11 protein-coding genes are annotated in these 12,228 nt (G+C 68.1%); 6 read left to right on the forward strand and 5 right to left on the reverse strand.

Annotated elements, in window-relative coordinates:
- The first annotated feature begins 12 nt into the window (after nucleotides 1-12).
- The 3 genes from NVV99_RS20440 to NVV99_RS20450 all read left to right on the forward strand — a co-directional run bounded on the left by NVV99_RS20440 (nucleotide 13) and on the right by NVV99_RS20450 (nucleotide 2,659).
- Nucleotides 13-939 (forward strand): membrane protein, encoded by a 927-nt coding sequence (locus NVV99_RS20440; protein ID WP_024102751.1) that lies wholly within the window; start codon nucleotides 13-15, stop codon nucleotides 937-939.
- Nucleotides 940-1,049: 110 nt separating this feature from the next.
- Complete coding sequence (locus tag NVV99_RS20445) at nucleotides 1,050-1,802, forward strand: RDD family protein (protein WP_041803528.1); 753 nt, start codon at nucleotides 1,050-1,052, stop codon at nucleotides 1,800-1,802.
- A 185-nt stretch (nucleotides 1,803-1,987) separates the two neighbouring features.
- Nucleotides 1,988-2,659: a queuosine precursor transporter gene (locus NVV99_RS20450; RefSeq protein ID WP_228045077.1), complete on the forward strand. Its 672-nt coding sequence runs from the start codon at nucleotides 1,988-1,990 to the stop codon at nucleotides 2,657-2,659.
- A 19-nt stretch (nucleotides 2,660-2,678) separates the two neighbouring features.
- On the opposite strand, the gene tgt is transcribed toward NVV99_RS20450, so the two are convergent.
- The 3 genes from tgt to NVV99_RS20465 all read right to left on the reverse strand — a co-directional run bounded on the left by tgt (nucleotide 2,679) and on the right by NVV99_RS20465 (nucleotide 8,076).
- Nucleotides 2,679-3,938 (reverse strand): tRNA guanosine(34) transglycosylase Tgt, encoded by a 1,260-nt coding sequence (gene tgt, locus NVV99_RS20455; protein WP_024102749.1) that lies wholly within the window; start codon nucleotides 3,936-3,938, stop codon nucleotides 2,679-2,681.
- On the reverse strand, nucleotides 3,935-5,095 hold the full coding sequence (locus tag NVV99_RS20460) for an MFS transporter (RefSeq protein ID WP_228045075.1): 1,161 nt from the start codon (nucleotides 5,093-5,095) through the stop codon (nucleotides 3,935-3,937). Before NVV99_RS20460 ends, tgt begins: the two co-directional genes overlap by 4 nt.
- Before the next feature lie 239 nt (nucleotides 5,096-5,334).
- Nucleotides 5,335-8,076: a calcium-translocating P-type ATPase, PMCA-type gene (locus tag NVV99_RS20465; RefSeq protein ID WP_024102748.1), complete on the reverse strand. Its 2,742-nt coding sequence runs from the start codon at nucleotides 8,074-8,076 to the stop codon at nucleotides 5,335-5,337.
- Nucleotides 8,077-8,224: 148 nt separating this feature from the next.
- Here NVV99_RS20465 and NVV99_RS20470 point away from each other — a divergent pair, with 148 nt between their 5' ends.
- Nucleotides 8,225-8,644: a pyridoxamine 5'-phosphate oxidase family protein gene (locus NVV99_RS20470; RefSeq protein ID WP_006552520.1), complete on the forward strand. Its 420-nt coding sequence runs from the start codon at nucleotides 8,225-8,227 to the stop codon at nucleotides 8,642-8,644.
- Between the two features lie 36 nt (nucleotides 8,645-8,680).
- Nucleotides 8,681-9,547 (forward strand): cation diffusion facilitator family transporter, encoded by an 867-nt coding sequence (locus NVV99_RS20475; protein WP_170318520.1) that lies wholly within the window; start codon nucleotides 8,681-8,683, stop codon nucleotides 9,545-9,547.
- Nucleotides 9,548-9,551: 4 nt separating this feature from the next.
- Here NVV99_RS20475 and NVV99_RS20480 read toward each other — a convergent pair whose 3' ends face one another.
- Nucleotides 9,552-10,154, reverse strand: coding sequence for a LysE/ArgO family amino acid transporter (locus tag NVV99_RS20480; RefSeq protein WP_006552522.1), 603 nt, complete (start codon nucleotides 10,152-10,154; stop codon nucleotides 9,552-9,554).
- A 72-nt stretch (nucleotides 10,155-10,226) separates the two neighbouring features.
- Here NVV99_RS20480 and NVV99_RS20485 point away from each other — a divergent pair, with 72 nt between their 5' ends.
- Nucleotides 10,227-11,108 (forward strand): LysR family transcriptional regulator ArgP, encoded by an 882-nt coding sequence (locus NVV99_RS20485; protein ID WP_024102747.1) that lies wholly within the window; start codon nucleotides 10,227-10,229, stop codon nucleotides 11,106-11,108.
- An 80-nt stretch (nucleotides 11,109-11,188) separates the two neighbouring features.
- On the opposite strand, the gene NVV99_RS20490 is transcribed toward NVV99_RS20485, so the two are convergent.
- Complete coding sequence (locus NVV99_RS20490) at nucleotides 11,189-12,226, reverse strand: helix-turn-helix domain-containing protein (protein ID WP_024102746.1); 1,038 nt, start codon at nucleotides 12,224-12,226, stop codon at nucleotides 11,189-11,191.
- Nucleotides 12,227-12,228: the final 2 nt, after the last annotated feature.

The following is a 12,228-nucleotide window of genomic DNA, read 5'->3' on the forward strand; positions in this document are numbered from 1 at the left end:
CGAGAGGCAGCCATGACCACCGGTGGTTACGACCCGAATCAGGATCCGAAGAACCCGGGTGGTTATCCGCCACCCGGAAGCTATCCGCCGCCCTCGGGCGGTGGCACTCCCCCGCCGGGTGGGAACTATCCGCCGCCCGGCAACTACCCCCCTCCGGGGAACTACCCCCCGCCCTCGGGTGGCAACTACCCGTCGCCGGGTGGGTCCTACCCGCCGCCGGGGAACTATCCGCCTCCCCCGTCGGGTGGTGACTACCCGCCCCCTCCGGGTGCGTACGGCGCCGGGAGCTTCGGTGGTCCGCCTCCGAATCAGCTGAGTGTCGGCGACGCGATCTCCTACGGCTGGTCGAAGTTCAGCGGTAACGCCGGCGTGTGGATCGTCTTCATGCTCGCCGCGTTCGTCATCCAGGGCCTGATCAGCGGCATCTTCAACGGGTTCGACTTCACCGGTGAGGCGACGGACTTCACCTTCCTGAGCGCCATCGGCAGCATCGTCTCGGCGATCGTCGGATACCTGATCCAGGCCGCCTTCGTGCGCGGTGCGCTGGCCGAAACCGACGGACAGCGCCCCGCTTTCGGGACGTTCCTCCAGATCGGCCCGATCGGTGCGGTCATCCTCGCAGGTCTGCTCGTGGGCATCGGCACGTCGATCGGTCTCGTGCTGTGCATCCTCCCGGGCCTGGTGTTCGCGTTCTTCGCGTGGTGGACGATGCAGTTCGTCATCGATCGCAATCAGGATGCCGTCACCGCGATCAAGTCGAGCTTCAATGCCGTCAAATCGAATGCGGGAACGCTGGTGTTGCTCGCCCTCGCACTGCTCGGCATCAATCTCCTCGGTGCCCTGTTGTGCCTGATCGGCCTGCTGGTCACCGTGCCGGTGTCGATCATCGCCGTCACGTACGCCTACCGGGTCACCACGGGTGGTCCCGTAGCGGCCTGACACAACCCCGGCGGGACCCTCCCGTCGCATCCGTAGGCATATCTACCGACGCGCCACGGCACGCTGTACCGTGGCGCGTTGCCATGCCGATCGCGACAAGGGAGACATAAGTGACCACTGGTGGCTATCCACCCCCTCAGCAGGATCCTCGGGCGACGGGCGGTCATCCCGGCGCCCCCTCGTACGGCGCCACCCCGCCCGATTACACCCAGCAGTTCCCGCAGTACGGCGCGCCCCAGAACGGTGGCCCCCAGTACGGCGCTCCTCAGTACGGAACCCCGCAGAACGGAACGCCCCAATTCGGTGCGCCCCAGTTCGGCGCTCCTCAGTACGGTGCACCCCCGTACGGGGCGCCGCAGGACGGTGGGTTCGGCGGCCCGGGATTCCCCGGCCCGGATCCGAATTTCGGTGCCGGCACCCCGGGGGAACTGCTCCCGCGTCTCGGCGCCCGCATCATCGACGGCCTCATCGTTGGTATCCCCATGGGGATCCTGAGCGCGATCATGATCCTCGCGAGCGGTGGAAGCGGTTTCGTGGACTTCTTCATGACGGTCGTCAGCGGTGTCGTCGCCTTCGGCTACTGGACGTACATGGAGTCCGCTCGGGGCGCGACGATCGGCAAGAAGCTCCTCGGCTTGTCGGTCGCCGGCCCTACCGGTGGTAACCCCACCCTCGAGCAGGCCGCCAAGCGCAACGCCTTCGTCGCGCTGCAGATTCTCACCGGCGTCCCGCTGCTGGGCTTCCTCGCCGGTCTGCTGTCGCTCGCCGCATACATCGGTATCGCGGTCACCATCGAGCAGGACGGCAACAAGCAGGGTTTCCACGACAAGTTCGCCGGCGGCACCCGGGTACGCAAGTCCTGATCTCCCGTGCGCTCCGGGTCCCGTCCTCGTCAGGACGGGACCCGTTCGTCGCATATGGGGTGTTCGCGCACGTACAGACGGTCCGCAACTTCGTGATCACCCCGCGGAGATGCTTGGATGTCCGGGTGACCGAGCACGGATCGAACACCTCCCCCGCCCTCTTCGACCACGCCGCCTTCGCGCGCGTGGGACGCAGCCCGTACACGGGGATCGTCGTGCTGTTCACCGCGGTGCTGATGATCTCCAACATCTCCGCGACGAAGGGCATCGCGTTCTTCACCGGCTCCGAACTCACCGTCGGGCCGCTGCAGATCCTGCCGATCATCACCGACGGCGGGTTCTTCCTGTTCCCCCTCGCCTACATCCTCGGCGACGTGCTCAGCGAGGTGTACGGCTTCGCGGCCACCCGCCGCGCCGTCTTCTACGGCTTCGGGGCGGTCGCGCTGTCCGCGCTGTGCTTCTGGATCACGCAGCAGCTGCCCCCGGCCGACTTCTACGCCGGTCAGGAGTCCTTCGAGAACGTGCTCGGTGTGGTGCCCCGGATGTTGATCGCCGGGCTCGCCGGGTACGCGGTCGGGCAGTTGCTCAACTCGTACGTGCTCGTCCGCATCAAGGAACGCACCCGGGAGAAGCACCTGTGGGCGCGGCTGATCGGGTCGACCGTCGTCGGCGAGTTCGCCGACACCCTCATCTTCTGCTCGATCGCCGCAGGGGCCATCGGCATCACGACCTGGGCTGACTTCGTCAACTTCGTGATCGTCGGGTTCCTGTGGAAGACGCTGGTCGAGATCGTCGTGCTCCCGGTGACCTACCGCGTGATCGCGTACGTCAAGAAGCGCGAACCCTCCTACGCCTGACGACTCACGCCCTGACGACTCAGGCCCGACACCGGCTCGCGTAGAACCGGCCGAGCGTCTCGGCCTTGAACTCGGCGAGCGTGCCGTTCTCCATGTTCGCCCGGATGTCGTCGACGAGGCGCACCGTGAACCGTTCGTTGTGGATCGTGCACAACGTCGAGGCGAGCATCTCCTTCGCCTTGAACAGGTGGTGGATGTACGCGCGCGTGTAGTTCCGGCAGGTGTAGCAGTCGCAGTTCTCGTCGATCGGCGTGAAGTCGCGCCGGTGACGGCTGGTGTTGATGTTGAACCGGCCGTCGGGGTGGTAGATCGCGGCGTTGCGCGCGACCCGCGACGGATTGACGCAGTCGAAGGTGTCGACGCCGTGCTCGACCGCGACGAAGATGTCGTCGGGTTCGCTGATGCCCAACAGGTGTCGCGGCTTGTGCTCGGGCAGCTCCTCGGTGCACCACCGCACGATCGTGCCGAGATTGTGCTTCTCGAGCGCACCGCCGATGCCGTACCCGTCGAATCCGCGGCCGGTCTCGCCGACGATGGACTCGAGGCCCCGGCATGCCTGTCGTCGCAGGTCCTCGTACTGCGCGCCCTGCACGACGCCGAACAACGCCTGGTAGGGGCGGCGAGCGCGTTCGGCGGTGAGCTTCTCGTGCTCGGCGATGCACCGCACCGCCCACGCCTGGGTCCGTTCGAGGGAGCGTTCCTGGTAGCCGCGGGTGTTCATGAGGGTCGTGAGCTCATCGAAGGCGAACATGATGTCGGCGCCGAGCTCGTGCTGGATACGCATCGACACCTCGGGGGTGAACCGGTGCCGCGACCCGTCGAGGTGCGATTTGAAGGTCACCCCGTCGTCGTCGACGTGGGCGAGCCGCTCCTTGCCCTTGGCGATGACGTCGTCGTTCTGGACACCGACGGACTCCATCGCGATGACCTTCTTGAACCCGGCTCCGAGCGACATGACCTGGAAGCCGCCGCTGTCGGTGAAGGTCGGACCGGGCCAGTTCATGAACTTCCCGAGCCCGCCGGCCTCGTCGACGATGTCGGAGCCGGGCTGCAGGTAGAGGTGGTAGGCGTTGGCGAGCAACGCCTGCGAGCCGAGCTCGGCCATCATCTCGGGCAGCACCGCCTTGACGGTCGCCTTCGTGCCCACCGGGACGAAGGCCGGGGTGCGGATGTCTCCGTGCGGGGTGTGGATCGTGCCCGTGCGGCCGAGTCCGTTGTCGAGACGCGCTCCGACCGTGAAGAAGGGATCGGGCGGGGTCGGAATGCTGGAATCGGTCACTTCCGTATCCAATCACGTCGGGAAGGTGCGGCCTTCTCGCGGCGGCGGACGGAGATCGCGAACACGGCGACACCGGCGAGCGCCAGCAGCACACCGACCGCGGCGGGAGCGGTGTAGCCGAACCCGGCCGCGATCACGACCCCGCCGATCCACGCACCGAACGCGTTGGCCAGGTTGAACGCGGCGTGGTGCAGCGACGCCGCGAGCGTCTGGGCGTCCTCGGCGACGTCCATCAACCGCACCTGCAGGGCCGGGCCCACCGCGGCGCATCCGACACCCAGGCCGAAGACCATCACGAAGGCGGTCCACGGGTTGTGGGCTGCGGCGACGAACAGCGCGAGCAGCACCGCGAGCGAGGTGATCGACGCGTAGACGCCGGGGATAACACCGCGGTCGGCGACGCGACCACCGATGGCATTGCCGACGACCATGCCCACGCCGAAGAGCATCAGCGCGACCGGCACCAGCGATCTCGACACTCCGGCGACGTCGGTCAGCGTGGTGCTGATGTAGGTGTACACCGCGAACACACCACCGAAGCCGATGACGGCCACGGCGAGCGTGAGCCAGACGGTGCTGCTCTTCAACGCCCCGAGTTCGACCCGCACGCTGGTCGTCGGTATCGACAGTGTCGGCACCCAGGCGGCGAGAGCGACGATGGTGGCCACTCCGATCACCGCGACCAGCACGAACGCCGCGCGCCAGCCCAGCGCCATGCCGAGCCACGAGGCAGCGGGCACCCCGACGACGTTCGCCACCGACAGCCCCATCATCACCAGCGACACCGCCCGCGCGCGGCGACCGGGTCCGGCGAGGTGCGCCGCGACCAGTGCGGCGACCCCGAAGTACGCGCCGTGCGGCAGGCCGGCGACGAAGCGGGAGACGACGAGCAGACCGTAGTTCGGGGCCAGCACCGTGGCGGCGTTCCCGAGGGTGAACGCGACCATCAGCGCGACCAGCAGTGTCTTGCGCGGCACGCGGGCGGCGATCGTCGCGATGAGCGGGGCACCGACGACGACACCGGCCGCGTAGGCGGAGACGACGTGGCCCGCGGTGGGTTCGGAGACCCCGATGCTCGTCGCGATCTCGGGGAGCAACCCCATGGCGACGAACTCGGTGGTTCCGATCCCGAACCCACCGAGGGCGAGCGCCCACATCACGAGCGTGCGCGCGGGATGTCCGGAGTCGGTGTGGGCAGGATCGTCGAGTGGGCGGCCGGAAGCCGTGGTGGTCATCGGTGAGGAAACCTTCGATCTGTCGAGGGTCCCGGAGCCGGAGGTCGTGCGGGCCGGGACGCGGGCGCGCTGGGGAGCGACGCGGGGGCAGCCTCCATTCTGGGGCAGCCCGGCCTCACACTTCTCCCCGCGGCGACGTGAGTTCCGCCATCTCCAGATCGTCAGGTGAGGAAGGTCGTATCCGCCCGCTCGGCCCTGCGCGCCTCGATCCTCCTGGCGACGAACTTGCCGATCTCGTCCACCCACAGCACGGATGAGCCGACGGCGACCGCGAGCAGCCACTGCTCGGAGGTGAGCGAGGTGGTGTCCATGAATCCCTGCAGGGCGCCGAGTTGCACGACGCAGATCTGAAGGACGACGACGGCGCCGATCGCGATCCAGATGGTGTGGTTGGTGAACGTCTGCGCCGAGAACACCGATCCGAGATCCGAGCGCACGTTGAACAGGTTGAACACCTGGTAGAAGACGAATGTCGTGAACGCGAGGGTGGTGGCGAACAACGGGTCGGATGCACTGTCGGGGAACAGTTCCGGCCCGAAGTGCAGGACCGCGATCGTGCCCACCGTCATCACGATGCCGAGGCCGAGGATGCGCTGGACCCGGGAGCGTTCGAGCAGCGCCTCGTTCGCGGGCCGCGGTCGTCGCCGCATCGCGTCGGGGGCGGTCTGGTCGACACCGAGCGCGAGCGCCGGCGGTCCGTCCATGATGATGTTCACCCACAGGATCTGCAGTGCGCTGAAGGGCGCGCCACCCGCGAGGCCGAGCACACCGGCCGTCAGGAAGATCAGGACGAAGCCCCACGCCGTGGTGAGCTGGAACTTCACGAATTTGATGATGTTGTCGTAGATTCCGCGTCCCTCGGCCACGGCGGCGACGATGGTCGCGAAGTTGTCGTCGGTGAGGATCATGTCCGCGGCGCCCTTGGAGACGTCGGTTCCCGTGATGCCCATGGCCACACCGATGTCGGATTGTTCGAGCGCGGGAGCGTCGTTGACGCCGTCGCCCGTCATCGCGACGATCTGCCCGTCGGCCTGCAGCGCTTCGACGAACCTGATCTTGTGTTGGGGCGCCACGCGGGCGAGGACACCGAATTCCTTTGCCCTCCGGCGCAGTTCGTCGTCGGTGAGTTTGTCGAGATCCGCACCGGAGGCAGCCGACCCGCGGATTCCGAGTTCCTCGGCGATCGCGGAGGCCGTCACCAGATGGTCGCCGGTGATCATGTGCACCGAGATGCCCGCCTCGTGGGCGACGGCGATCGCATCCTCGGCTTCGGTCCGCGGCGGGTCGACGATGCCGACGATCGCGTGGATCGTCAGGTCGGCCACCTTCTCCTGCAGGGCATCGGTGTCGCCGCGGGGAACGGCGTCGAGGTCGCGCCCGGCGATCATGAGAGTTCGCAGACCTTCCGACGCGAGCGCCTCCACGGCCCGGTGGATCCTCGCGCGACCGTCGTCGTCGAGTGGAATCGGACCGTCGGGACCGGTGATCGAGGTGGCACGGTCGAGGAGCACACCCGGTGCACCTTTCACGAAACAGCGGTATCCGCCGTTCGGCAGGGTGTGGAAGGTGGCCATGTACTTGTAGTCCGAGTCGAACGGCACCTCCGCGATGCGGTTCAGCGCGGCCCGCGCACCCTCGACGTCGATGCCGCCCTTCTCGGCGAGCACCACGAGGGCGCCCTCGGTGGGATCGCCGACCAGTATTCCGTTGCGCACGGTCGCGTCGTTGCACAGTCCCATCCCGAGCAGTGCGTCCGTGAAGTCCGGTGCGGGCAGGCCGTCGCCGACAAGGATCTTGCCGTCGGTTCCGTACCCGGTGCCGGTGACGCGGAAGGCACGACCCGCGACGAGCAGTCGCTGCACCGTCATCTCGTTGAGGGTGAGGGTGCCGGTCTTGTCGGTGCAGATGTGGGTGGTGCTGCCGAGTGTCTCGACCGCGGCGAGTCGTTTGACGATCGCGCCGCGGGCCGCGAGGCGTGAGGCTCCCATCGCGAGGGTGAAGGCGACGACGGCCGTGAGCCCTTCGGGGATCGTCGCGACCGCCAGCGACACCGCGGTGACGAGGAGATCCGACCAGGTCTGCCCCCGCAGCAGTCCGAGGACGAACACCAGCGCCACCGTCACGATCGCGATGATCGTCAGTGCCTGGGCGAGCTGGCCGATGCGTCGTTGCAGCGGCGTCTGTTCGACGCCTGCCGATCCGAGAAGGGTTGCGATGGCTCCCATCTCGGTGCGCATGCCCGTTCCGGTGACGATCATCGCGGCACGACCGCGTGTGACCTCGGTGTTCATGAACAGCATGTCGGTGCGGTCGCCGAGCGGTGCGTCGGGATCGTCGACGACGTCGACCTGTTTGTCGACGGGCTGGGATTCGCCGGTGAGGGCGGCCTCGGCGACCTGCAGCCGGACGGCGGTGACGAGTCGGCCGTCGGCCGGGACGGTGTCGCCGGCCTCGAGGAGCACCACGTCTCCGGGGACGAGTTCGGCGCGCGGCACCTCCGTCCCGCGACCATCGCGCAGCACCCGGCTGGTGGACACCGACATCTTCTTCAACGCAGCGAGGCTGCTCTCGGCCCGGGATTCCTGCACGTAGTTCAGCACGGTGTTGAGCGCGATCACCGCGAAGATGACGACGGGGGTCTCCCACTCACGGGAGACGGTGGCGCTGACCACCGCCGCGACGACCAGAACGAGGGTCATCCTGTCGGCCAGCAGCGACAGCACGCGTCGCCAGGTCGGCACCTTCTTCGCCTCGTCGAGCAGGTTCGGGCCGTACTCGCCGCGGCGTCGTTCGACCTCGTCCGCGCTCAGTCCTCGTTGCGGATCGACCTCGAACGCCTCGGCGACGTCGGTCGCGGCGCGGGTGTGCCAACTCGAGGTGGTCGCGGGAGCCTGTGCGGACATCGGCACTCCTCGTTCGGGCTGCTCTCGGCGGATCGGGCGAACACGGTCCTGACGGCCGGTTTCACCGTAACCGGCGGAGCGTTCCACTGCGCCGGAAGCCGGTTCGTGATGTGCTGGATACGGCAGCGGAACCGGAGGAGTGAACGCGATGCGCGACAACCCGAACACCGACGATCCTGTCGTCCCCCTCGACGAGGACCAGTGCTGGGACCTGCTCGCGACGGGCAAGGTGGGCCGCCTCGTCACCGTCGTCGGCGGACGACCGGAGATCTATCCCGTCAACTACGTCACCGACGATCGCACGGTGTACTTCCGCAGCGGTGAGGGCAGCAAGCTCTCCGAACTGGCGGTGCACCCGCAGGTGGCCTTCGAGGTGGACGAGATCCGCGAGGACTCCGCATGGAGCGTCGTGCTGCACGGACACGCCCGGATCCTGCGGAGCTTCGACGACGCGGCGCGGATCGACGCCCTCGGACTGTCGCCGTGGGTTCCCACCCCGAAGTACGACTACGTCGCGCTGACGGCCACCGACCTCACCGGGATGCAACTCACGCTCGTCAAGCGCTGACCGGTGGTGCCCTCTGCGCAGCAGCACCGCCTGTTGATGCGGTTCATGCTGCTGTCGGTGGCGACCGCGCTCGCGACGATGCTGCTGAAGGCATCGGCGGCGTGGATCACCGGATCCGTGGGTCTGTTGTCGGACGCACTCGAATCCGGGGTCAACCTCGTCGCGGCGCTCGTCGGTCTCGCGGCGCTACGTCTCGCCGCGAAGCCGGCCGATGCGAACCACGATTTCGGGCACGGGAAGGCCGAGTACCTCTCCGCCGCGGTCGAGGGCACCATGGTCTTCGCCGCCGCGACGGTGATCCTGTGGACCTCGGTCGAGCGCCTGATCTCACCGCAGCCGGTGACCGAGGTCGGACTCGGTCTCCTCCTGTCGGCCGGATCGTCGGCGCTCAATCTCGTGGTCGGTCTGCTGCTCATCCGGCAGGGTCGGGCACACCGGTCGATCACGCTGGTCGCCGACGGGAAACACCTGCTGACGGACGTGTGGACGTCGGCGGGCGTGCTCGTCGGCGTTGCGCTGGTCGCGCTGTCCGGGTGGGACGTGCTCGACCCGATCGTGGCGATCCTCGTCGCCCTGAACATCCTGCGGATCGGTTTCGGCCTCGTGCGGCAGGCGGTCGTCGGCATGCTCGACGCGGTTCTTCCCCCGGAGGACGTGACGGCGGTGAACGCCGTCCTCGACCGCTATCGGGAACCGGGGGTGGTGACGATCCTGCCGCCGCGCACCCGCGAGTCGGGACGTCAGCGCTTCGTCTACCTCGTCGTGCGGGTGCCGGGCGACTGGACGGTGCGGGCCGGGCACGACCTGCTCGACCGCATCGAGGCCGATCTCGCCGAGGCGCTGCCCGGTGTCGTGGTGTTCAGCCATCTCGAGCCCGACCGCGCCCCCACGGGACGCAGATGAGTGATCAGGACGAGGCGACGAGTCCGGCACCGAGGCCGAGCATCAGGACCGCGACGCCACCGTCGAGGATGCGCCACGAGGACGGCTTGGCGAACCAGGCGCGCAGATAGCGGGCCCCGTACCCGAGGGCGGCGAACCACACGACGCTCGCGGTGATCGCCCCGGCACCGAACCACCACCGGCCGGGGTTTCCGTAGTGGTTGGCCACCGAACCGAGCATGAGCACGGTGTCGAGATAGGTGTGCGGGTTGAGCCAGGTCAGCGCCAGACAGGTCAGCAGGGCCGCGCCGATGGTGACGGCACCGCCCGGGGCAGCGGACAGTGCCGACGGCTTCAGCGCGCGACGTGCCGCGAAGAGTCCGTAGCAGATGAGGAAAGCGGCACCCGCCCAACGGATCACGTCGATCGCGCCGGGAGCGCGGTCGAGGATCGTCGCGATCCCGGCGATGCCCGCGGTGATGAGCACGGCGTCGGAGATCACGCAGATCGCGATCACAGGCAGCACGAATCGTCGCGCGATCGCCATGCGCAGGACGAAGGCATTCTGCGCACCGATGGCGGCGATGAGGGACAGACCTGTGACGAATCCGGCGACGACGAGTGACATGGCATCGACGCTAGGAATCCTGTCGAGATAAGAACAGTTGATTTTGCTGTACCTGCATTAGAGTTTCTTGATGTGGATCTCGACTTCGCTCAACTTCGCACTTTTGCAACGGTATTGGACGAGGGCACTTTCGAGGGTGCGGCGGCTGTTCTTCGCGTCACACCGTCCGCGGTGAGCCAACGCATCAAGTCGCTCGAACAACACGTCGGTCAGGTACTGCTGCGACGGACCCGGCCCGTCAGCGCGACCGCGGCCGGCGAAGTGGTGATGCGGCTCGCCCGGCAGGTCGCGCGGCTGGAGCAGGACGCCTCCGAGGAACTCGGTCTCGGCGCCGACACCGGGAGTTACGCCACGATCCCGCTCGTCGTCAACGCCGACTCGATGTCCACCTGGATGCTGCGCGCCCTGGCCCGGATGCCCGTGCGCTACCGAGCCCTGTTCGAACTGCACCGCGAGGACGAGTTCCACTCCACGGATCTGTTGCGCGACGGAACCGCCATGGCAGCGGTCACCTCCGTCCCCGAACCCGTGCAGGGCTGCACGTCCGAGAAGCTCGGCGCCATGCGCTATCACGCGATGGCGAGCGTGGACTTCGCCGAACGCTGGTTCCCCGAGGGCATGACCCCCACCGAACTGCGGGAGGCCCCGATGCTCACCTTCGACCGCAAGGACGACATGCAGGATCGCTTCGTCCGCAAGCGGACCCGGCGGCGGCTGAATCCGCCGCGCAACTACGTTCCGGGCGCCCTCGAATTCGTCGAGGCCGCGCGGCTGGGGTTGGGCTGGGCCATGCTCCCCGACGCGATGGTCGCCGACACGACCGATCTCGTGAGCCTGGCCCCGGACGACCCGATCGCCGTGCCGCTGTACTGGCAGCGGTGGCGGCTGGACTCCCCCGTGCTCGACGCGCTGACCGATGCGGTCCGTCGCACCGCGCGCGAAGTGCTGCACTGACCTCCCGGAATCCGACCTTCCGAAACGGGAGCGGCCTGACGCCCCACCTCGGTCAGCGGCATGCGCCAGACCTTGTCGTCTCACCGCGCCTGCATCGCGCCGATCGGGTCGACATACATCACCCGCGACGCCGCACCGAGCGCCGCCGCCGACCGCAGATCGTCATCGGCTTCCGAGAACCGCAGTGGCACATCGTTGTACGACGACTGCTGCCGGTAACCGTCGGACACGTCCTCGCGCTCCCGTCCATGTCGGGTGAACAGCTCACCCCCGACGGTCACCACGTCGGGATTGACGACGTCGCGCACCAGCGCGACCGCACGGCCGAGGAGCACCGCCTGGTTCGGCGACGGGTCGGTGCCATCGGCACTCCCCGGTTCGAGTACAGCACAGAACGATTCGATGTCGTCGGCCGAGGACCGTGCGAGGCCGTCCACGAGCCACGCCATCGAGATCGATTCCTCCGCAAACAGATACAGCCAGCTCTCGGGTCGTCGCCGGAAGGCGCTCTCGCACCGGCGGTATTCGACCTCCGCGACCGCCTCCACGTACGGAACGACCGTGTACGGCGTGGGCACGATCGCCCGGAACAACACGTCCACGGGCGCTTCGCACCAGCCCAGTCGCGGGTGGTCGAGCGCCCCTCGGTGCTCGTCGTACAGACCACCCACCGCGAGCCCTGCCCACAGCGGCTGCCTGCCTCGCTGGTGGGACTCGTGCACCCGCAGCGCCGCACCGATCGCGGCGAAGACGTCGAACACCGACGCCGGTGTCGCGAAGGTCGTCCGGTGCAGTTCCCGTCCGAGCAGGTCGCCGGAAACCACCCGGGTCTCCCGCTCCCCCAGATGGATACCGGCGAGGAAACCCCGTTCGGTGTCCACCTCCACCGGCACGTGCGGCCGTCCCACCCGTCCCCGCGGAGCGAGATCGGGGCGGTCGCGCAGCAACCCGTGCTCGAGCAACGACGTCACCGCCCGGTTGACCGTCGACGCCGACAGGCCCGTGAAATCGGCGAGCATCGTGCGCGTCGCCGGTCCCCCACGTCGCAGGTGCTGCATGATCCGCCCCGCCGGTGTGGTCTCGTCGACCCGGAAGACCCCCGGTCGTCCAGATCGCACGG

The sequence above is a fragment of the Rhodococcus sp. PAE-6 genome (genome assembly GCF_025290685.1).
Taxonomy (GTDB): domain Bacteria; phylum Actinomycetota; class Actinomycetes; order Mycobacteriales; family Mycobacteriaceae; genus Rhodococcus; species Rhodococcus pyridinivorans.